The 19,509-nt window shown below is 64.6% G+C and carries 19 protein-coding genes; 8 read left to right on the forward strand and 11 right to left on the reverse strand.

Annotated elements, in window-relative coordinates; genetic code table 11:
- Positions 1-116: 116 nt before the first annotated feature.
- The 6 genes from QQL24_RS17490 to QQL24_RS17515 form a co-directional block, all read right to left on the reverse strand.
- Positions 117-1,190, reverse strand: a complete 1,074-nt coding sequence (locus QQL24_RS17490) for an ABC transporter ATP-binding protein (RefSeq protein ID WP_284313563.1) — start codon at positions 1,188-1,190, stop codon at positions 117-119.
- Between the two features lie 13 nt (positions 1,191-1,203).
- On the reverse strand, positions 1,204-2,043 hold the full coding sequence (locus QQL24_RS17495) for a carbohydrate ABC transporter permease (RefSeq protein WP_284313564.1): 840 nt from the start codon (positions 2,041-2,043) through the stop codon (positions 1,204-1,206).
- A gap of 4 nt (positions 2,044-2,047) precedes the next feature.
- Positions 2,048-2,971, reverse strand: a complete 924-nt coding sequence (locus QQL24_RS17500; protein WP_431310697.1) for a carbohydrate ABC transporter permease — start codon at positions 2,969-2,971, stop codon at positions 2,048-2,050.
- A gap of 151 nt (positions 2,972-3,122) precedes the next feature.
- Positions 3,123-4,388, reverse strand: a complete 1,266-nt coding sequence (locus tag QQL24_RS17505) for an ABC transporter substrate-binding protein (RefSeq protein ID WP_284313566.1) — start codon at positions 4,386-4,388, stop codon at positions 3,123-3,125.
- A 192-nt stretch (positions 4,389-4,580) separates the two neighbouring features.
- The gene (locus QQL24_RS17510) at positions 4,581-5,750 is read right to left on the reverse strand and encodes a PLP-dependent transferase (RefSeq protein ID WP_284313567.1); all 1,170 of its coding nucleotides are present in this window, start codon (positions 5,748-5,750) and stop codon (positions 4,581-4,583) included.
- A gap of 169 nt (positions 5,751-5,919) precedes the next feature.
- Positions 5,920-6,636 carry a FadR/GntR family transcriptional regulator gene (locus tag QQL24_RS17515; protein WP_431310698.1) on the reverse strand — a complete coding sequence of 239 codons (717 nt, stop codon included), beginning with the start codon at positions 6,634-6,636 and terminating at the stop codon, positions 5,920-5,922.
- Positions 6,637-6,969: 333 nt separating this feature from the next.
- On the opposite strand from QQL24_RS17515, the gene rimO reads away from it, so the two are divergent.
- The 4 genes from rimO (at position 6,970) to QQL24_RS17535 (ending at position 9,383) form a co-directional block, all read left to right on the forward strand.
- Positions 6,970-8,295: a 30S ribosomal protein S12 methylthiotransferase RimO gene (rimO, locus tag QQL24_RS17520; RefSeq protein WP_284313612.1), complete on the forward strand. Its 1,326-nt coding sequence runs from the start codon at positions 6,970-6,972 to the stop codon at positions 8,293-8,295.
- A gap of 164 nt (positions 8,296-8,459) precedes the next feature.
- The gene (locus tag QQL24_RS17525) at positions 8,460-8,687 is read left to right on the forward strand and encodes a hypothetical protein (protein WP_284313568.1); all 228 of its coding nucleotides are present in this window, start codon (positions 8,460-8,462) and stop codon (positions 8,685-8,687) included.
- Entirely contained in the window at positions 8,684-8,980 is a 297-nt protein-coding gene (locus tag QQL24_RS17530) for a type II toxin-antitoxin system RelE/ParE family toxin (protein ID WP_284313569.1), read from the forward strand. The genes QQL24_RS17525 and QQL24_RS17530 overlap by 4 nt, the downstream gene beginning before the upstream one ends.
- A 178-nt stretch (positions 8,981-9,158) precedes the next feature.
- A complete protein-coding gene (locus tag QQL24_RS17535) occupies positions 9,159-9,383 on the forward strand; it encodes a hypothetical protein (RefSeq protein WP_284313570.1) in 225 nt (74 codons plus the stop codon).
- A 15-nt stretch (positions 9,384-9,398) separates the two neighbouring features.
- On the opposite strand, the gene QQL24_RS17540 is transcribed toward QQL24_RS17535, so the two are convergent.
- A complete protein-coding gene (locus QQL24_RS17540; RefSeq protein WP_284313571.1) occupies positions 9,399-10,256 on the reverse strand; it encodes an EamA family transporter in 858 nt (285 codons plus the stop codon).
- Between the two features lie 263 nt (positions 10,257-10,519).
- On the opposite strand from QQL24_RS17540, the gene QQL24_RS17545 reads away from it, so the two are divergent.
- From QQL24_RS17545 to QQL24_RS17560, 4 genes are all read left to right on the forward strand, one after another.
- Entirely contained in the window at positions 10,520-11,893 is a 1,374-nt protein-coding gene (locus QQL24_RS17545; RefSeq protein WP_284313572.1) for a toll/interleukin-1 receptor domain-containing protein, read from the forward strand.
- Positions 11,890-12,774, forward strand: coding sequence for an SLOG domain-containing protein (locus QQL24_RS17550; protein ID WP_284313573.1), 885 nt, complete (start codon positions 11,890-11,892; stop codon positions 12,772-12,774). Before QQL24_RS17545 ends, QQL24_RS17550 begins: the two co-directional genes overlap by 4 nt.
- 142 nt (positions 12,775-12,916) lie before the next feature.
- On the forward strand, positions 12,917-13,408 hold the full coding sequence (locus QQL24_RS17555) for a hypothetical protein (RefSeq protein WP_284313574.1): 492 nt from the start codon (positions 12,917-12,919) through the stop codon (positions 13,406-13,408).
- A gap of 48 nt (positions 13,409-13,456) precedes the next feature.
- Positions 13,457-14,119, forward strand: a complete 663-nt coding sequence (locus QQL24_RS17560) for a hypothetical protein (RefSeq protein ID WP_284313575.1) — start codon at positions 13,457-13,459, stop codon at positions 14,117-14,119.
- Here the strand turns inward: QQL24_RS17560 and QQL24_RS17565 are convergent.
- From QQL24_RS17565 to QQL24_RS17580, 4 genes are all read right to left on the reverse strand, one after another.
- Positions 14,092-16,293: a toll/interleukin-1 receptor domain-containing protein gene (locus tag QQL24_RS17565; RefSeq protein WP_284313576.1), complete on the reverse strand. Its 2,202-nt coding sequence runs from the start codon at positions 16,291-16,293 to the stop codon at positions 14,092-14,094. The two genes, QQL24_RS17560 and QQL24_RS17565, sit on opposite strands and share 28 nt — an antisense overlap.
- Before the next feature lie 42 nt (positions 16,294-16,335).
- On the reverse strand, positions 16,336-17,622 hold the full coding sequence (locus tag QQL24_RS17570) for an allantoate amidohydrolase (protein ID WP_284313577.1): 1,287 nt from the start codon (positions 17,620-17,622) through the stop codon (positions 16,336-16,338).
- Positions 17,615-18,109 carry a 2-oxo-4-hydroxy-4-carboxy-5-ureidoimidazoline decarboxylase gene (gene uraD / locus QQL24_RS17575; protein ID WP_284313578.1) on the reverse strand — a complete coding sequence of 165 codons (495 nt, stop codon included), beginning with the start codon at positions 18,107-18,109 and terminating at the stop codon, positions 17,615-17,617. Before uraD ends, QQL24_RS17570 begins: the two co-directional genes overlap by 8 nt.
- A 308-nt stretch (positions 18,110-18,417) precedes the next feature.
- Positions 18,418-19,494 carry a BMP family ABC transporter substrate-binding protein gene (locus tag QQL24_RS17580; RefSeq protein ID WP_284313579.1) on the reverse strand — a complete coding sequence of 359 codons (1,077 nt, stop codon included), beginning with the start codon at positions 19,492-19,494 and terminating at the stop codon, positions 18,418-18,420.
- Between the last annotated feature and the right edge of the window lie 15 nt (positions 19,495-19,509).

Below are 19,509 nucleotides of genomic sequence, written 5' to 3' on the forward strand. Positions count from 1 at the left end.
AAAGAGGCGCAACGCGAAAGCCTCCCCCACGAAGCTGGGGGTATCGCGCACACAGTTTGTGTGCGCGATACCCCCAGCTTCGTGGGGGAGGCTTCCCGCGCCTCTAACGTCCTGGTCTACCCCACCCTGATCCTCGCACCCGAGCCCGGGTCGAACAGGCGCAGATCCCCCAGCGCGATCAATACCCTCACCGTCTCGCCCACGCTGATCTGCGGGCGGTCCGTGGTGAACAGCTTCAGGTCCTGCCCGCCGATCTGGAGATGGGCGACGGTGCCCAAACCCGTCGGTTCGATGAGATCGACGCGCGCGGGTACCTCGCCCGCCGGGGAGAGCACCACGCGTTCAGGGCGGATGCCGACGATCACGCTCGGGGGCAGCGCCCTGCCTGGAAGGGTGGCGAGTGGCGTGTCGCCCACCTTCAGCACCTGCCCGTCCGCGCCCGCAGCCGGTACCGCCTCGGCGTTGAGGAAATTCATCGCCGGCGAGCCGATGAAGCCGGCCACGAACATGTTGGCGGGATCGTCATAGAGCTCCAGGGGAGCGCCGACCTGTTGGATCATGCCGCCCTGCATGGCGACGATGCGGTCGGCCATGGTCATCGCCTCGATCTGGTCATGGGTGACATAGACCGAGGTGGCGTTGAGGTCGCGGTGGAGCTTCTTGATCTCGAAGCGCATCTGTTCGCGCAGGCGCGCATCGAGGTTCGACAGGGGTTCGTCGAACAGGAAGGCCTTGGGGTCACGCACGATGGCCCGGCCCATGGCGACGCGCTGGCGCTGGCCGCCGGAGAGCTGGCGCGGCTTGCGTTCCTGCAGCGCGTCGAGCCCCAGCTTGGCGCCGGCATGGTTGACCGCCTTGGCGATGAAGTCCGAAGTCTTCTTCCTCAGCTTCAGGGCGTAGCTCATATTGTCGCGCACGCTCATATGCGGATAGAGCGCATAGGACTGGAACACCATGGCGATGTCCCGATCCTTGGGCGGCAGGTCGTTGACCGTCTTGCCGTCGATCAGGATCTCACCCTGCGAGGTGTCCTCCAGCCCCGCGATCAGGCGCAGCAGCGTGGACTTGCCGCAACCCGAAGGCCCCACCAGCACCACGAACTCGCCCGAGCGGATCGAGAGGTCGATGCCCTTGAGGATGGGTACGGCGCCGTAGTTCTTGCGCACGGCCTTCACATCGATGTTTGCCATCGCGAATTTCCTTTCAACCCTTCACGGCGCCGGCCGTGAGCCCCTGGACCAGGTAGCGCTGGATCAGGAAGAAGAAGATGCAGACGGGGATCAGGGCCAGCACGCCAGCCGCCATCATCTGCCCGAAATCCACCGCGAACTTCGAAACGAAGTTGAGCAAGCCCACCGGGAAGGTGATGACGCTGTCCTTCGAATTGAGCATCAGCGCAAACAGAAGCTCGCTCCAGGCCGCCGTGAAGACGAAACCAAGGGTCGCCGCGATGCCGGGCATGGTCAGCGGCAGCACGATCTGCCGGACCGCGACGAAGCGGGTGGCGCCGTCGATCATGGCAGCCTCCTCGAGATCCTTCGGTATGGCGTCGAAGAAGGATTGCATCAGGAAGGCGGCGAACGGCACGTTGTAGGTGGTGTAGACGATGATCAGGCCGGTCAGGCTGTTGTTGAGCCCGAGCGGCTGGAACAGCTTGAAGATCGGCGCGATGATCATCACCAGCGGGAACATCTGGGTGACGAGCATCAGCCCGATCAGCCAGAATTTGCCTGCATAGATGAAGCGCGAGAAACTATAGCCGGCCCCCGCCGCAATCAGCGTGGTGAAGATCGCCGTCGTCGTGGCGATAGTCAGGCTGTTGCGGAAATAGAGCGGGAAGTCGGTGTGGCTGATCACCGAGGCGTAGTGATCCAAGCTGAAGCGTGACGGCCACAGACGCACGCCCTCCGTATAGAGAAGGTCGTTCGGCGTGATCGAGACCTTGAAGACCCAGAAGAGCGGGAACAAGGCGATGATGAGGAAGCAGGCGACCAGGGCATAGTGGAAGACCCAGTAGATGCCGCGGCGTGTGGATCGGCGCATGGCTTCAACCTCGCTTGATCAGCATTTGCCGCAGCACGACCAGCACGCCGGCATAGGCAAGCAGCAGGAACAGCAGCACCAGGGCGATGGCCGAGGCGTAGCCGAAATCGAGCGAGCGGAAGGCTTGCGTGAAGATATAGCTCGCAACGATCTGGGTTGAATCGGCGGGGCCGCCCTGGGTCATCACCACGATCAGATCCGCCGAATTGGCGATCCAGACGGCGCGCAGCATCACCGTGATGGCCATGGTGGGAGCCAGGAAAGGCAGGGTGATCGAGAAGAACCGCTTGATGGGGCCGGCTCCGTCGATCTGCGCCGCCTCATAGATGTCGGCAGGAATGGATTGCAGGGCCGCGAGCATCATGATGGCAAAGAACGGAAAGCCCCACCAGACATTGGCGACGATCGGCCCCCACAGCGCATGGGTGGGGCTGGACAGGATGTTCTCCGGGGTCGCCATCAGGCCAAGCGACACCAGCCAATGCGGCACCGGACCAACCACGGGATTCAGCATCCAGGCCCAGTTGAGGCCGGACAGGAAGCTCGGCACCGCCCAGGGCAGGAAGACCAGCGCCTGGACCACCGAACGTCCCGGGAAAGGCTTGTTGAGCAGCAACGCCAGGATGAGCCCGAGCACGAACTGCAGCACGACTGAAATCACCGTCCACCACACCGTGTTGGACAGGGCGTTCCAGAAATTCGCATCGTCCCACAGGTCGTAGAAGTGATCGAAGCCGACATAGCCGCCGCTCGTCGGATCCAGGATCTGGATGTCGCGGAAAGCGTAGGAAATGCCGATGATCAGCGGCACCAGCATGATGGTCGCGATGAGGATGACGGAGGGCGCGACATAGAGCCAGGGTTCGAAGGCCAGCCAAAGCCAGCGGGCATTCCGTCGGGGAGGAGCCATTGTTTGCGCAAGAGCCATGCCTGTTCAATCCAATTGGAGAACACGGGTGGAGCGCGCGGTCGCTTCCCTTCGAGGCGACCGCGTTCGATCTCCTGAGAAATTCACCCCGGAACTGTGTCCGGGGTGAAGGCAACGGCGGGTGCCGGGGCAGCCAGCCGTGCGGCAGCGCCTATTTCTTGCTCTCGAGATATTTCTTCTGCGCCTTGGTCAGGTAGGTGGCCCATTGCGTGGCGAGCTGCTCGGGCGTGAGCTGGCCAAGGAGGGCTTGCTGGGTGGTCTTTACGGCCAGCGAGTCGGCGAAGAAGGCGAACTCCTTGAGATAGGTCGGCATCACCAGCGGCACGACATTGGGATCGGCGAGCTCGGCAAACCAGCCCTTGAACTTGGGATCGGCGTAGAAAGGATCCTTTTCGGCCGATTTGTAGATCGGCAGTGCGCCGGTCTTCTTGTTCCAGGCGATGTTGCCTTCCGGTCCATCGAGTGCCGCAATCAGCTTCCAGGCCAGATCCTTGTTCTGGGAATTGGAGAACATCGACCACGACCCGTAGCCGAGCGTCGGGAAGGCCTTGCCGGCCGGCCCCTTGGGCATGGGCGCCACGTCATAGTCGTCCTTGCTCATCTGGCCGGAAATACCGATCAGCGCGTCCGGATCCTGGTCGAGCATGGCGCAAGTGCCGGAATAGAAGCCCGACACGATGTCGTTGAAGCCCCAATTGACGCTATCCTTGGGTGCCCCGCCGCTCTTGTAGATATCCGTGAGGATGGAGACGCCCTTGACCCAGTCGGGGTCGGCCATCGTCGAGGTGCCGTCCGGCTTGAAGAAGGTGCCGTCCCCGGCCACCGTGGCGCCGAACATCATCCAGCCGTTGAGACCGCCCGGACCGCCACGCAGGCAATAGCCATACTTGCCGGGGATGGCGGATACTTTCTTGGCGTCGGCGACGAAGTCGTCGAGGGTCTTCGGCGGGCCGTCGATGCCGGCCTGGGCGAAGAGCTTCTTATTGTAGAACATCGCGCGCAGATAGAAGCCGTAAGGCAATGCGTAGGCGGTGTTGTTGACATAGCGGCCCATTTGCAGGGCGCGGTCGTTCAAATCCTTGGTGTGGTCCCACTTGGCCAGATAAGGCTCAAGGCTCTCGAGCATGCCGTTATTGGCATAAAGAGACTGCCAGCGGTCGGGCATCTCCACCACGTCGGGCGTGTCGCCAGCCGAGACCATGGTGGCGAATTTCTCGAAGGCCTGGCCCCAGGGCAGCGAGGTGATGTCGACATGCACGCCCGGATTGGCGTCCTCGAAGGTCTTGACGATCTGCTTGAGCGTCTCGGTACGATCGGGGCTGGTGATGACCTCGGTCAGCTTGAGCGTGGTGTCGGCCCAGGCCGGCATGGTGATGGCAAACGAGGCCGTGGCGGCCAGTAGCAGCTTTCTGAACATTGGGACTCCCCTCTCCTGCTTTTCGCAGTTCGATTTCGATTAACGCCCAAAGCATTTTCCAGAAAAGCCGGCAGACTTTTCAGTTAAGAAAATGCGTCGAAACAAAGAGTTAGAGAAAAATTGCGATTCAATAAAATCGCAATTTGCTCTAGAAACACAGTCGAAGCGCGCGAGGCGCCGGTGGTGCCGCTCCTATTTTTTTGACACGGCAAGAGCCTGGGTGATGTCCGCCCATAGGGCGTCCGCACCTTCCAGGCCGATATGAAGGCGCACGATGCGGGCGGAAACGCCGAAATCGAGCGCCGAATTGGGGCCGGCATTCTGGGCTTGCGCCACCAAAGCCGGCACGACGAGGCTTTCATGGCCGCCCCAGCTGACGCCGAGCTTGAACAGGTGCAGCGCATTGACGAAAGCGGGAATGTCGACACTGTCGTCGAGCGCGAAGGAGAACAGGCCGGAGGTGCCGCTGAGGCTGGGCGGCAGGGCATTGCCAAGACCGGGATGATGCACCGACGTCACCTCCGGCAGCTGGCCAAGGCGGCGGGCAATGGTGAGCGCGGCCGTCTCATGCGCCTTCATGCGCGTCGGCAGCGTGCGCAGACCCCGCAGCAGCAGCCACGCCTCGAAGGGTGCGAGCTTGGCGCCGAGATAGGGCGTGATCGTCTTGCGGATGACGTCCATCAGCTCCTTGCGCCCGGCGGCGACGCCGGCCACCACGTCGGAATGGCCGCTGATATATTTGGAAGCCGAATGCACCACGATATCGACGCCGTGGCGGATCGGCTGCTGGAAGACGGGCGTCGCCCAGGAGTTGTCGATCACGGTGATGACGCCATTCGCCTTGGCCAGATCGGCCATGGCCTGGATGTCCTGCGCCTCCATCATCCAGCTGTTCGGGCTCTCCATATAGAGAAGCTTCGCGCCCGGCAGCGCCTTGGCGACGGCATCGAGGTCGCGGCCGTCGACATAGACGGTCTCGATCTTCCAGCGCTTCAGCAGCGTCTCGAACAGGCGGTAGGCATCGGGATAGACGTGGCGCACGCAAACGAGACGGTCGCCCGGCTCGACGAAGGCGAGCACGGTGGAGGAGATCGCACCCATGCCGCTCGCGAAGCCGATGGCGTCCTCCGTATATTCGAGCTCGGCGACCTTCTGCTCGAACAGGCGCGTGGTGGGATTGGTGGTGCGGGAATAGACGGGCCTCGCACGCTCGCCGCGATAGGTGGCCGCCATCTCCTCGAAGGTTGCGAAGGTGAAGAGCGAACTCTGCACGATCGGCGGCACCACGGCCTCGAAGGCGTGCTCGTCGTCATGGGTGACGACGAGGCTGGCACGGTCAAAATCGGCAAGGGGTTCGGTCATCTGGCGGGACTCCAAACCGTAGTCGATAAAGGCGCAGGTAGCGTCATTCCGGCTGGAGCGAAGCGGAACGCCGGAAGCCATGAACACAGTCCTGGCAGGGTAGTGTTCATGGATTCCGGGTCTTCCTTCGGCCGCCCGGAATGACGGTGCCCGTCCTTGTAAGCTTGTATCATCTGGACATGTCCTTAATGTCTTCTTCGACAATCTCGAGAATAGCGAGCGTCTTTTGCCGCGCCGTGTCGGGATCATGACAGGCGATGGCGTTGAAAAGTTCTCGATGAAAAGGAAAGGACCGGCGGGCGAAGTCTGGCCGGTCGAAAGGCTCTTCAAAAAAACTCTCGAAGGCTTCGCGCATCTGTTCGAGCAACTGGCCGAACAGGGGGTTGTGGGTGGCGTCGTAGATGGCGAGATGGAAGGCAAGGTCCTCCCGCCCGGAGGTGCCCTTGACCAGATGCACCGCCTCCATGGCGTTGAGCTTGGCCTCGATGATGGCAACGTCCTGAGGGGTGGCGCGCAGGGCCGCGAGCGCGCTCGCCTCCCCTTCCAGGCCGCGGCGCACGTCTAGCGTCTGCAACAGGCGGTCGCGCAACAGGGCGGCGTCGATCACCAGCGGCACATGGATGGTGTCGGCCGACATGCCGCGCAACAGGTAGGTGCCGCTGCCCTTGCGCGATTCGACCACGCCCAGCGCCTGTAGCTTGCGGATCACCTCGCGCACCGTCGAGCGTCCCACCGCCAGCGCCTGCATGAGCTGGCGCTCGGTGGGCAGCTGGTCGCCGGGCTGCAGGCCGGAACTCGCGATGAACCCACCAATGGCGCGCATCACGTCATCCGCCCGATCGGCGGACGGCAACGGAGCAAGGCCCTGGAGGGTTGCATTCGGCAAGGATGAAGTCCGGGAAAACGAGGCGACCAAAATTGGTCTGACATCTGACTATTTTTTGTCCGCGCAGAGATGTCAAGGGTGTTGCGGGCGAGGCTACGATTTTACCGCTTGGAGCAGCGGGCTCGGCGGGGCGCGCCCTGCATGTCAGATGTATCTCCCTTCAGTCGACCGAAATGACGATGTCTGCGCCCTCCCGCAAAGGCGTGCGGCTCATCCTGCCAACTTCAAACTCCACTTCACCGCCATTGCTTTCTCGCCCCGTTTGGCGCAAAGACACGCCCTTCATGAACGGAACGGGAGCCCGCGATGGCGGTGATCGAAGCAGCGCAAGAGATGGCTGACGGCAAGACCGCGCCGACGGTGTCCTATGTCTCGCTGGGCTGCCCGAAGGCGCTGGTCGATTCCGAGCGCATCCTCACGCAGCTGCGCGCCGAGGGCTATGGCATCACGCGCAACCACAAGGGCGCCGATCTCGTGATCGTCAACACCTGCGGCTTCCTCGATTCCGCCAAGGCCGAATCCCTCGGCGCCATCGGCGAGGCCATGGCCGAGAACGGCAAGGTCATCGTCACCGGCTGCATGGGCGCCGAGCCCGATCCGATCCTGGAAAAGTTCCCGAACGTCTTCGCCGTCACCGGCCCGCAGCAATATGAGACGGTGGTCGAGGCCGTGCACAAGGCCGCGCCCCCGGCGCATGACCCCTTCAGCGACCTGGTGCCGCCGCAGGGCCTGAAGCTCACGCCGCGCCATTACGCCTATCTGAAGATTTCGGAAGGCTGCAACAACCGCTGCAGCTTCTGCATCATCCCGAAGCTGCGCGGCGATCTCGTCTCCCGCCCCGCCGCCGACGTGATGCGCGAGGCCGAGAAACTGGTAAAGGCCGGCGTCAAGGAGCTGCTCGTCATCAGCCAGGACACCTCGGCCTATGGCGTCGACATCCGCTATGCAGAGAGCCCCTGGCAGGGCGAGCCCCTGAAGGCCAAGTTCTACGACCTGTCAAAGGCCTTGGGCGAGCTCGGCGTCTGGGTGCGCATGCACTACGTCTACCCCTACCCGCATGTCGACGACGTCATCCCGCTGATGGCCGAGCGCAAGATCCTGCCCTATCTCGACATCCCCTTCCAGCACGCCTCCCCCACCGTGCTGAAGGCGATGCGCCGCCCCGGCAACCAGGACAAGGTGCTGGAGCGCATCAGGAAATGGCGCGACGTATGCCCCGACATCACCCTGCGCTCCACCTTCATCGTCGGCTTCCCCGGCGAGACGGATGCGGATTTCGAGCTGCTGCTCGACTGGCTGCAGGAAGCCCAGCTCGACCGCGTCGGCTGCTTCGAATATGAGCCGGTGGCCGGCGCCACCGCCAACGACCTCGGCCTGCCGCCCGTGCCGGACGAGATCAAGAAGCAGCGCCATCGCCGCTTCATGGAGACGCAGCAGGCGATCTCGATGCGCAAGCTGAAGGCCAAGGTCGGCAAGCGCCTGCCCGTGATCATCGACGCCGTCGGCTCGAGCGTCGCCAAGGGTCGCTCGATGGCGGATGCGCCGGAGATCGACGGCGCCGTTTATGTGGCCAGCCGGCGCCCGCTGCGCGTGGGCGATATCGTGACGGTGAAGATCGAGCGCTCGGACGCGTATGATCTGCACGGCATGGCGGTGTGAGGGGCTACTCCGGGTGCACGGGCATCTTGCCCGTTCTTCCCATCCAATGGGTACGGCGGTTCAAGAACGGGCAGGATGCCCGTGCACCCGGAAAGACCTGCGCCGTCCCTGCTATCGTTCATCTGGCACTTTCCTTGTGAGAAAGCCGCCGGCATAATAGCCGCATGACAAAGCTCCTGGAACAGGCCATCGATCGCGTGCGGGCTCTCCCTCCTGAAACGCAGGACGAATTCGCTCGCGTTCTCCTGCGTCTGGCAGGCGACGACGACGGCATTTATCGCCTTACGCCCGAGGAAGAGGCAGACCTCATTGAGGCCGAGGCCGAAATTGCGCGTGGCGAGTTGGCGACGGACGACGACGTGCAAACTGTCTTCTCGAAGTACCGCCTTTGAAGCTGCGGTATACCAAGACTGCCCTTCGTCAGATCGATAAGGCCCTTTCCTACATCAAGGACCGTTCACCCCAAGGCGCTACGAATATTGGCGAGCGTGTGGCCGGCATTATCGCCATGCTGGAAGACCATCCTTACGTTGGCCAGGCGACGAGCCGTCGCGGGGCGCGGCGTGTCGTTCTTACACCCTATCCCTATGTGATCTTCTATCGCATCGCGGGCGAGGAGGTCATTGTCATGCGCTTCAGACATACCGCCCGCCGGCCATTGTTTGAGACGAGGGGGCCGCCATGACTTTTGTTTTGCCTGCTGACTGCCGCAACGGCCAGCCGGGCACAGCGATATCCCTGGCTGATATTCCCCCCAGGAACTCTTCCCTGTGACCATGCGTTCTTCCCTCGTCTCGCGCGGAGGTTGCGAACCCGCGCGAAGGTGATCCCACGTGAATTTCGTCAACCCAGGAGCGACGATCATGGGCATGGATCTGATGCCGAAGGAAGTCTACGAGGCGTTGCGCGATCTCGATATGGAGGGGCAGGACGCGGATCTTTCCGCCGCCATGATCCAGATCCTCCGGGACGGGGGTTATGTCGAGATCATCGACGGCATTCCCACCGTCACCGAAGCTGGGCTGGTCGCCCTGCGGGCGCATGAGAAAGCTATGCCGACCTTCTTCGTGAAGCCGCCTTCCGATTGAGCCCGACCGTCGGCGTCAGTGCTGCGCCCCGCTCAGCACAGCGCCGACGCTGGCCGCGATCACAAGGGCAATACCGAGTATCTGCTGCAGGCTCAGCGGTTCGAGCAGGATGAGGAAGCCGGCTAGCGCGCCGATACCGGGCTCTGCGCTCATCAGGATGCCGAAGGTCGCTGAAGGCAGGCGCCGCAGCGCGGCCATTTCGAGCGCATAGGGCAGCAGCGGCGTCAGGACGGCGAGGCCGATCGTGTGGAGGACCAGCCCACCCGGCAGGTGAAAGCCCGTCTCGTAGAGGCCGAAGGGCGTGGCAATCAGTGCGGCTGACACGAAGGAGATGGCGAGTCCGTCCAACCCTTTGAAGGCCGCGCCGATATGCTTCATCAACAGGATGTAGGTGCCCCAGCCGACGCCGGCGAGGATGGCGAAGGCGAAGCCGAGCGGGTCGACGCTCCAGCCCGTGGTGTCGAGCACCAGGCAGAGCACGCCGCCAAGGGCAATGAACAGCCAGATGATGCGCCAGCTGCGGGCAAAGCCAAGCGTGGCGACGCCGAGCGGACCCAGGAACTCGATGGCGACGACCAGGCCGAGCGGCACGCGGGTGATCGCCACGAAGAAGAACAGCGTCATGCCGGCGATGGCGGCGCCGAGCGCGAGGGCCGCCAGGATTTCCCGACGGCCGTAGCGCCTGGGGTCGGGCCGTACGATCAAGGTGAGGAGGATGGCTGCCCACGCCAGCCGCCCCCAGGTGGTGGCGAGCGTGCCATAGGCATCCATCGTCGGCTTCGCCAGCGCCGCGCCGAGCTGAACCGAGGTCATGGAGCCGACGGCCATGAGAGCGGCGAGGCCCGCCTGCGAGCGGGAGGACGGAGCTCCCAAAGTCGTGCTTTCCTGTTGTTCCTGCAATGACGCTTCCCCCAGGGGCGTTCTTGTAGAGCGGGATGTGTCGGAAGGGAAATGAAGTTTGACCTCGTTCAGCGGGACGAAAAGGCTGCCGGCGAGAGAGGGAACCGCCGCCGCCTTTGCCGGGAGAGCCACCGAGGCGCTACCCGCCGGGCGGGAATTGGTGTAACAAGCAAGCCGGCTGGTTCTTGCTGGAACGTCAGCGGCATCGGCATCAGGCGACGATCGCGGAGCGGAACATGCCGGGGGGGACTGGCGACGTCATCGTTCAGATCGAGAAGGCTGACGGCAGCTTCGAATGCCGCGCTTTCACGGGCGTGCCGGCAGCGCGCCGAAGCTTCATCGCCATCGTCTCGTCGGGCTGGCCGGCGGACAAGAGGACGACTGGACAAGAGACGGCGGCAAAGCTCGCCGCGGAGCTGGAAGCGGCACTGCTTGAATCGAATGCCGAGGCCCGGGTCGAGACGATCGACTGCCCCAGCACCCCAGATCTCTTCGACGTCAAGGCCGACGACGGGCAGGTGAAGCTGCTGGTGCTCGCCGGCAGCACGGACAAGCCGTTCCAAGCGCTCCCCTGGTACGACACCTGGTCGTCCGACGAGCACAGCGGCTATGTCATGGTCGTGCTGAAGGCCGGCGATTACGACGCCTATTTCGATCCGGCCATCAAGGACGAGGACCTCCTGCGTCGCATCAACGCCTCGATCTGGCAGAGACAAGTGAGCGAAGTGTTGCCAGGCCTGCTCGCCCGCGCCGAGATCACCGCCGCCGTCAGCCGCGTCTTCATCAGCTATCGCCGCGTGGAGACGTTGCCGGTGGCGCTGCAGCTCTTCGATCGGCTGGTGGAGGAGGGCTTCGAAGTCTTCCTCGACCGTTTTTCCATTCCGCCCGGCTACGACTTCCAGCGCCGGTTGGGCCAGGAGCTCGAAGACAAGTCGATGGTCCTGCTGCTCGAATCCAAATCCCTCAAGGATTCGCGCTGGACCCAGCATGAGATCGATTTTGCCAAGCGGAATCGGCTGGGCCTATTGGCGGCGCGCATGCCGGATGTGGCGGCGAGCGATGAGCTGATTTCGGTCAGCGCGGACGCGCGGATTGATCTGGATGCGAAGGACTTCACCGGCGCGCCGATTCCGCACAAGGTGATCGATCCGCTCCGCGGCGAAGTTGTGGTCGACGAATGGCCGAAGCTCGAGGACGAAGCGCTCAGGCGGCTCGTCACCAAGGTCAAGGAAGTCCATGCCGCGGCCCTGTTCCGCCGGCGCCACCGGCTGCGCACCGACGTCGTGGCGGCCCTCAACAAGGGCGGGCTGGCCGCCCAATACGGCGCCGTGGGGCCGATCCGGATTGCGCAGGGCACCGTCAAGCATACGGTCTGGCTGACCACCCGGCCGCCGGAACTCGACGATTTCCGTTCGCTTCAAAGCGTCCATGCTGCGCTGGGGGTGGGCGAACCAACCTGGGTGGCGGCGATCGTCGGTCCGCGCGCGGCGCTTGAACCCGATCGGCAAACCCGGCTCGGCTGGCTGGAGCGAATGAGCGGCTGCCTGAGCTTCGATGAAGGATCGCTCCCCACCTTCGTCGACCGTCTCCTTCCCAAGGACCAGGCATGAAAGAGGGCGATACCATTTTTCTCTCGGCAAGCGTGCCCTACCGCTCTCCCTGGACGGAGAACGCACGTGCCAGCGAGATCGAGGAGGCCATCGTCAGCCTCGCCCGCGCAGTGTTCGCGCGTGGCGGACGGCTGGTCTTCGGCGGCCATCCGAGCGTCTCTCCCCTGATCGCGTCTGTGGCGGGCGAATATTTTCCGCCCGATCCCAGTCGCAAGCAGCGGCCGATCGTCACCTTCCAGTCGCGCTTCTTCCAGGACGTGCTGCCCAACGAGACCATGGAGATGGTGCACTTTGGCTGGTCGGCCATCGAGTGGACGCCAGCTCTGCCCGGCACGACGGTTGGCGACAGCGCGCCGAGCCTGGCGCTGATGCGGGCAGCGATGCTCGATATCGAGGGCAGGGCTTACGGGCGGCACGGCTTGAAGCCTCCCGCGGCGATGGTCGCCATCGGCGGCATGGAGGGCGTGCGCGACGAGGCGGACGCTTTCCTCGTCGCGCCGACGCCTTCGTCCGCCATGTGGAAGGCGCTCCATTCCCTTGACCGGTCCCGCCTTCAGCCGGCAGTGGGAGATGAGATCGGTGCCGTCCTGGCCCGCTTTCGTCGCTGGCCGGTGCCGTCGCCGATCTACCTCTTTCCCAGCGGCGGCGGCGCCGCGGAACGGCTGCTCACTCCCGATGCATTGAACTACAATGTCGCGGAGGACCGGCAAGCCGATGAGAAGGCGATCTCTGCCCTAACCGCGGCAAGGAGCACCGGGCGCATCGTCGACGCGGAGCGGCACTGGCGAAGCGAGCAAAGGGGTCTGCCAGAGACGCTGCTGTTCCAGCCTTACGCCGCCATTTCACAATGGCTTCTCGATCGTACCACGGCGGGAGGCTGACGATGTCCGAGCCCGACATGCCCTGGAGCAAAGCGCGTTTAAGCGTAAACGCTGCTTTCTCTAACTCTTTGTTTCGACGCGTTTTTGCGATTCTTGGCGATTCCGTCAAATCGCAAAACGCTTTAGCCTCAGGTATCCCGTCATGAATGAAAGCCCGCCCGACCTGGAAGAGGTTCAACCGGAGCATCCCCCTCCGACACCTGCTCCTGCGCCCGCCGCCGCCCAGCCGGCCAAGCCGGATCCCACCTACCTGCAAATGCTGCAGGCGGCGATCACCCGCATGGCCGGTAATGCCTTCCTGGCCAAGGGCTGGAGCATCACGCTCACCACGGCGACACTCGGCCTGACGGTGAAAGATGGCGGCCCCGCCTTTGCCTGGATCGGCCTCGTGCCTGTCGCTTTGTTTGCCTGCATCGATACCTATTACCTCGCGCTTGAGAAAGGCTTTCGCAACCTCTTCACCACCGCGGCGGCGGCCTACAACGCCGGCGAGCCGCCAAGCTTCGTGATGAGCCCCGGCGAGGTCGACGGCGATAAATTCCGCCAGGCAATGCAAAGCCCATCGGTCTGGGGGGTCCACGGCCCCCTGGCGGTTGCTCTCTTGCTGGCTTGGCTTTGGGTGATATTTCGATAATCACCGCGTTGGATGGATCTGCTGCGCCTCCGCCAATGGAGCTGAACCATGCCCCTCCCCGACCCCGTGCCCCTCGGCGTTTCCGGCAAAAAGACGGTGTCGAAAGCAAGCTTCGAGGCCGCGGGCGGCAGCGAGGCGCTGACGACGGAAGAGGAGCGGGAGGCCTATATCGTCCTCAGCCTGATTGAGGCCTTGCAACGTCCTCTCACCGGCGCGGGAACGGAAGCCCTGCTCAAGCCGGTGTTCGACCACATCCCGAACATGGCGGAGGTTCTCAGGGCCTTTGCCAAGAAAGTGCTGCAGACGCTGCGGGATGGCGAGCCGCATTCAACCGTCGCGGTCTCCGGCACGACGCTGCCCGTGGCGGTTGCCTTCGGTGCCTGGAACGGCAGCCATCGTGAGGTCCAGCCGGAGCGGACCGGCGGCTATCTGCCCGGCCTTCTGACCACCGGGCTGAAGCTTCGCGACAAGGGTTTGAGCGTAGCCGCGCTCCTCGCCATCGACGTCTTCGCTCGCGAGACTGTCGATGCATCGGCGCCCGGCCGGCCGCTCGATGAAAGCCTTCTGCTCGATGCCGAACTGTCCTACGTCCCGGGCCTGCTGTTCGGCTACCCCGAGGACGAGCCGAATGACCTGCCCGCCATCTTCCTGGTCAATCGCAGCCTGTGCACACCGGATCAGCTTCAGATGCTGGAGCGGATGAACCGGTGACGCAGGCCCTCCGGCACGGCGGCCACATGATCGCCGTCGCTGCCGAACCCCCGCCAGGAGAGGGCGACGTCAGGCGTACCCGTCTCGCCGAGAGACAGGTGCAGCGCCAGCGTGCGAGGCGATCCGCCTTTGGCCTCCGCGACATCGGCAGCGCCGGCGCTGGACGAAGCGAGGACCCGGGTGATCGACCCGGCATAAGGCAGGTCGAGCCGCCGCCAGGTCGGCCTGCCGACCTCCTGGAAAATCCAGCTCGCTTCGGCCGCCAGTGCGGCGATCTCCTTCTCATGCGCACTGACGATCAGCCGCGCAAAGGAGGGCACGTCGCGAGCCCAGGCCTCCCGGCCGAGCTGGTCGAGGAGGCCGAGCCAGGCCCGGTACAGCGAATCCCAGGCTGGCCGCTCGCCTTGCCAGCCGAGCAGATTCTGCATTCGCATCCCGACAAGGGCGTCGACGCATTGGCGTCGGCAGCCGTCGATCCGGGCAAGCCAGGCATCGAAGGTGGCGGAGGGAACGTCCACCAGGCCGCCATCGAGCCCCCTTGCCAGGAGCTGTTTCAACAGACGCAGCAAGCCGGTCTGATAGCGCAGCAGCAACCGCCGCTCATTGTCGCCCCAGCCCGGTGCAGTGGGCCAGGCCAGAAAGGCGGTCGGAGAGGCAATCAGGAAGGCGATATCGTGTTCGATGGGATCGGGATCGTCGAGATTGCCGGAGAACGGCCAGCGCGCGCCCGCAAGGGCGCGCCCGCTGGCGATGAACCAGCGACAGGCGCGGATGACGGTGTCGTCGGGCCAGCGATCGAAATCCTGCAAGGTCCCGTCCCAATCCAGCCCTTCGCCCGCGGCGCGAAACTCGGCGCGTGCCGCTACGGCTTCCCGGGCATTGTCGCTGCTCGCGCACGCCACCACCTTCTCGACCGTGAGCTGAAGCATGCGTTCGACATGCCGGATGCGGGCCCTGAGCGTGGCCAGTTCCAGTTCTCCGCCAGGTTCGATGGGCGGACGCGCGACCGCAGTGACGGGCGGTTGCTCGGGCAGGACGATCGCTGGAACCGGCATCGTCAGGTAGGCGACCAACAGCTGCTGCAGGCGGTCGACGTTCTCGTCATCGATCTCGATCAGCGGCCAGTCGGCGACGATCGTCGGCAGGATGGTGCCGGGCTCGGCGACAATCAGCAGCCGGCGGATGCGTGCACCCTTTCCGTAATGCCCGATCGCCCAGGCCAGTTCCTGCGTGGCATAGCCGGCGCGCTCGAGAAACTCGTCGCTGGCACACATCAGGTAGACGTCGCAGGCGGCGATTTGATCGGCGAGGCCGATATCGAGCCACTCCTTCTGCAACGGCTGGACCTGGTCGAACCAGGTCTCGGCCCCAGCCCGGCTCAGCACTTCATAGAGGTGCGCCGCCATGCCGGCCGCCTCCGAGCGCGCGTAGGAGAGGAAGACGCGCATGCCCGAGAGCGGCCCGGATTGCGCCGGCATGATGACGCCGATCTTGTCGCGCCGGGCACGGCCGCGCACACGGCGCAACTCGTCATCGACGGCGCGCTCGCAGGCTTCGAGCCAGACCTCCCACTTTCCTGTCGAGGCGATGGTGCCGAGGAGGGGCGACGGCACCACATTCTCCGCGCCGAGCGAGCGGAGTGCGAGGCCTGCGAGCCGCGTGGCCCGCGTGAGGCGCGCCTCGAAATCCGGGAGCTCCTCGCGGTTCGCTAGCAGCAGGCGCATCTGCGCGATCTGCTCTTCCAGAAGGTCCTCGGTCGCGGCGCGTGTCAGATCGAGCATCGGCTCGGGCCAGGCCTCCGGCGGCGCCCATGACCAGGCGATCCGCGCTTCGGGCGTGCCCTCCTCGCCCAGCACGAAGGCAGCGGCGGACAGCTTCTCGGCGCCATCCTCCCAGGAGACGATCAGATCATGGCAAGCCTCGCGGGCGGGCTGATTCATCGCCGCAATGGCCCGTGCCGCGGCCTCAGAGGCGGTGCTGTCGGGATCGCCAGCCTCGCAACGGCCGACGAAAGCCAGCACCTGCCCGGCGCCGGTGATGGCCATGATGAGAGGCTTACCCCGCTCCCTCGCCCGCTCCAGCATGCCAGGCTCCAGCCGGAAGTTCTCCGGCCGCAAATTGAGCACCGGCAGCATCCTGCGAACAATCGCTTCCAAATCCGCCGTGTTGTCCATGCGAGCCCCCTGCACCGCATCGAGACGGACAGGCGATGTCTCTCAATCGTCTGCGCGCCGTAGCCGCCCAAGCCTGGCGGGATCGAAACCTTCGATGAATTTGATCATCGCCGCAACCGCCAGCCCCATATCCCTCACCGAGGTGAACTCGGCCGGGTTGTGGCTGATGCCGCCCCGGCAGCGTACGAACAGCATGCCGATCGGACACATCGCACCCACCGCCTGGCCGTCATGGCCGGCGCCGGAGGGCAGATGGATGGCGCTCTTGCCACCGTGCCGGCCGATGGTCGTGGCAAAGCCTGCCTGCAGCGCGGGATCACAGGGCCGCGCCACGGCCTCGTGGGTGCGCTCGATCCAGGCGGTGACGCGGCGCCTCCTGGCGATGGCGAGGATTTCCTCGCGCAGCCAGTTCATCGCCTCGATGCGGCGGGCGTCCGTCTGCGAGCGCAGGTCGACGGTGAAGACCACGCGCGCGGGAATGACGTTGGAAGCGCCGGGCGACAGGCTGAGCTTGCCGATGGTCGCCACCATGAAGTCATCGGCGTTGCGCTGGGCGAGTGTCTCGACGGCGAGCGCGACCTCGGCTGCCGCCGCGAGAGCATCGCGCCGCAGGTTCATCGGCACCGTACCGGCATGGCCCGCCTCGCCGACCACCGTGACCGAATGGCGCGACTGGCTGGCGATGGCGGTGACGACGCCGAGTGCCTCGTCTGCCTGTTCGAGCACCGGCCCCTGCTCGATATGGAGCTCGACATAAGCCACTGCCTCGCCCGGTTCATAGGCGGCGGCCGGGATCTCGGCCGGGTCCTTGCCATAGGCCCGCAACGCGTCCTCGAGCTTCACGCCATCGACGGATTCCACTTGCAGCGAAGCAGGATCGAAGCGCCCGGCCACGGCCTGCGAGCACAGCAGCGTCGCCGGAAAGCGCGAGCCCTCCTCGTCGCCGAAGGCCAGCACGTCGATGCCGAAGGGCATCCTGCCGTGCTTCTTGATCACCTCGCGCACGGCCAGGATGCCGGCGATCACGCCCAGCGCGCCGTCATAGGCGCCGGCGTCAATCACGGTGTCGATATGGGAGCCGATCAGCAGGCGCTGTACGGAATTCCGCCCGCCGCTCTCCGGCGCCAAGCGGCCGCGCACGGTGCCGAGCGCGTCCTCGCTGACATCGAGCCCGGCCTCCGCCATCCACCGGCGCACGAGATCGGCGGCGAGGCGATGTTCCGGCGTGAGATAGAGGCGCGTCAGATGTCCTTCCTCGGCGCTGATCAGCGCCAGGGCCCGGATCATGCTCTCGGCCTCGCGGCCCAGCGCCATGGCGCGTTCAACCATCCACCCGCTCCTCCAGACGGAAGCGGATGATGCGCATCACCTGAGCCAGAGCCGTCAAAAATTCCTCCTCGCGCCCCCCGTGGATCCGGGTCGAGAAGGCATCCAGGATCTGGTGCTTCGTAGCGCCCTTCACCGCGAGAATGAAGGGAAATCCGAAGCGCTCCTGGTAGCGCGTGTTGAGATCCGTGAAGCGCGTCATCTCCTCCGCCGTGAGCGTGCCGAGCCCGGCGCCGGCCTGTTCCTTGCGGGAATCGGGCGCCAGCGTGGCCTTGCCGGCAAGGTCGGGATGCAGGCGGATCAGGGCTTCCCGCTGCGTGCGCGGGGCTTGGGCGAGGGTGCCCTGGAAAGCATCGACCATCGCCTCGCGCGAGGCATAGGGGCGTAGCGCGGCGGCCGCCTCGGCGACCCAGGGCGAATGCTCGGCGATATCGCCGAAGGTGTCGACGAAGGCGGCGGGACTGAGGGCGTTGATGGCGTCGAGGTTCATGGGAGCGCGGCTCGGCGGGGTGAGAGGATCACCCTGCATAGGGGAAGGCAAAAGGGGCCGCAAGACGGGGCGTTTGAGGAAGAGGCGCGGGCCCTCCCCACGAAGCTGGGGAGGGGCTAAGGGAGGGGTGTGGGCCGAGTGAGGCACCACCCGAGTTGAAGGCTTAAGGTTGCGCTATTGGTTTATGGGCGAGCCTTATCCTGACCACACCCCACCCCTGCCCCTCCCCAGCTTCGTGGGGAGGCCCGCGCCTTATCCGGATTGGCAGCGCAATGGGCCGCAAAGGCTTTAGCACCACCCATTCCCCCTCAATTCGGGAACTTGTCGTCGATGCCCTTCACATACCAGTTCATGCCGAGGATCTGGCCGGGGTCGAGGTGGTCGCCGCCCTTGCATTCAACCGTCTCGCCGGCCTGGTTCAGCACCGGGCAAGAGAAGGGGTTGATCTTGTGCGATTTGAGACCGGCTTCCGTGTCCTCGGCGAGCTTCTTCACGTCGTCGGGCATGTTGGTGTAGGGCGCCATATGCACCATGCCGAGGTCGAGGCCTTCCCAGGTGTCGGATGATTTCCAGGTGCCGTCGAGCGCCGCCTTGGTGCGCTCGATGTAATAGTCACCCCAATTGTTGACGATGGCGGTGAGCTGGGCCTTGTCGCCGAACTTGATCATGTCCGAGTCCTGGCCGAAGGCGTAGATGCCCTTCTCGGCGGCTGCCTGCATGGCGGCGGGGCTGTCGGTGTGCTGGGCGAGGATATCGGCGCCCTGGGCGATCAGCGCCTTGGCGGCATCGGCTTCCTTGCCGGGGTCATACCAGGTCGACACCCAGACGATCTTGAGCTTGAGGTCCGGACGCACGGACTGGGCGCCGCGCATGAAGGAGTTGATGCCGGAGATCACTTCCGGGATCGGAAACGGGGCGACATAGCCGACGACGCCCGTCTTCGACATCTTGGCGGCGATCACGCCCTCGATATAGCGCCCTTCATAGAAGCGGCCGGCATATGTCGAGACGTTGTCGGCGCGCTTGAAGCCAGTGGCATGCTCGAAATCGACGTCCGGGAAGTTCTTCGCCGCCTTGATGGTGGGATCCATATAGCCGAAGGAGGTGGTGAAGATCAGCTTGTTGCCGGCATCGGCGAGGTTCTCGATGGCGCGCTGCGCATCCGGGCCCTCGGGCACATTCTCGACATAGGTCGTCTCGATCTTGTCGCCGAGCGCCTTCACCAGCGCCTGGCGGCCGACCTCGTGCTGGTAGGTCCAGCCATAGTCGCCGATCGGGCCGAGATAGATGAAGCCGACCTTGAGCTTGTCCTGCGCCTGGGCCGGGCTGAGCGCGCCCGCCGCCAGGCCGATGGCGGCCATCGCCGCCAGAATGGTTTTCTTCATTGAAGTTCCCCGTGC

The organism is Labrys miyagiensis, assembly GCF_030160835.1.
Lineage (GTDB): Bacteria > Pseudomonadota > Alphaproteobacteria > Rhizobiales > Labraceae > Labrys > Labrys miyagiensis.

What these genes read in the sequence shown, in the direction of transcription:
- QQL24_RS17510 (WP_284313567.1), bottom strand. Translation starts at nt 5,750, where the DNA reads ATGACCGAACCCCTTGCCGATTTTGACCGTGCCAGCCTCGTCGTCACC.
- QQL24_RS17535 (WP_284313570.1), top strand. Translation starts at nt 9,159, where the DNA reads ATGGGCATGGATCTGATGCCGAAGGAAGTCTACGAGGCGTTGCGCGAT.
- QQL24_RS17560 (WP_284313575.1), top strand. Translation starts at nt 13,457, where the DNA reads ATGCCCCTCCCCGACCCCGTGCCCCTCGGCGTTTCCGGCAAAAAGACG.
- QQL24_RS17500 (WP_431310697.1), bottom strand. Translation starts at nt 2,971, where the DNA reads ATGGCTCTTGCGCAAACAATGGCTCCTCCCCGACGGAATGCCCGCTGG.
- QQL24_RS17525 (WP_284313568.1), top strand. Translation starts at nt 8,460, where the DNA reads ATGACAAAGCTCCTGGAACAGGCCATCGATCGCGTGCGGGCTCTCCCT.
- QQL24_RS17505 (WP_284313566.1), bottom strand. Translation starts at nt 4,388, where the DNA reads ATGTTCAGAAAGCTGCTACTGGCCGCCACGGCCTCGTTTGCCATCACC.
- QQL24_RS17555 (WP_284313574.1), top strand. Translation starts at nt 12,917, where the DNA reads ATGAATGAAAGCCCGCCCGACCTGGAAGAGGTTCAACCGGAGCATCCC.
- QQL24_RS17490 (WP_284313563.1), bottom strand. Translation starts at nt 1,190, where the DNA reads ATGGCAAACATCGATGTGAAGGCCGTGCGCAAGAACTACGGCGCCGTA.
- uraD (WP_284313578.1), bottom strand. Translation starts at nt 18,109, where the DNA reads ATGAACCTCGACGCCATCAACGCCCTCAGTCCCGCCGCCTTCGTCGAC.
- QQL24_RS17495 (WP_284313564.1), bottom strand. Translation starts at nt 2,043, where the DNA reads ATGCGCCGATCCACACGCCGCGGCATCTACTGGGTCTTCCACTATGCC.
- QQL24_RS17550 (WP_284313573.1), top strand. Translation starts at nt 11,890, where the DNA reads ATGAAAGAGGGCGATACCATTTTTCTCTCGGCAAGCGTGCCCTACCGC.
- QQL24_RS17545 (WP_284313572.1), top strand. Translation starts at nt 10,520, where the DNA reads ATGCCGGGGGGGACTGGCGACGTCATCGTTCAGATCGAGAAGGCTGAC.
- rimO (WP_284313612.1), top strand. Translation starts at nt 6,970, where the DNA reads ATGGCTGACGGCAAGACCGCGCCGACGGTGTCCTATGTCTCGCTGGGC.
- QQL24_RS17565 (WP_284313576.1), bottom strand. Translation starts at nt 16,293, where the DNA reads ATGGACAACACGGCGGATTTGGAAGCGATTGTTCGCAGGATGCTGCCG.
- QQL24_RS17580 (WP_284313579.1), bottom strand. Translation starts at nt 19,494, where the DNA reads ATGAAGAAAACCATTCTGGCGGCGATGGCCGCCATCGGCCTGGCGGCG.
- QQL24_RS17570 (WP_284313577.1), bottom strand. Translation starts at nt 17,622, where the DNA reads ATGGTTGAACGCGCCATGGCGCTGGGCCGCGAGGCCGAGAGCATGATC.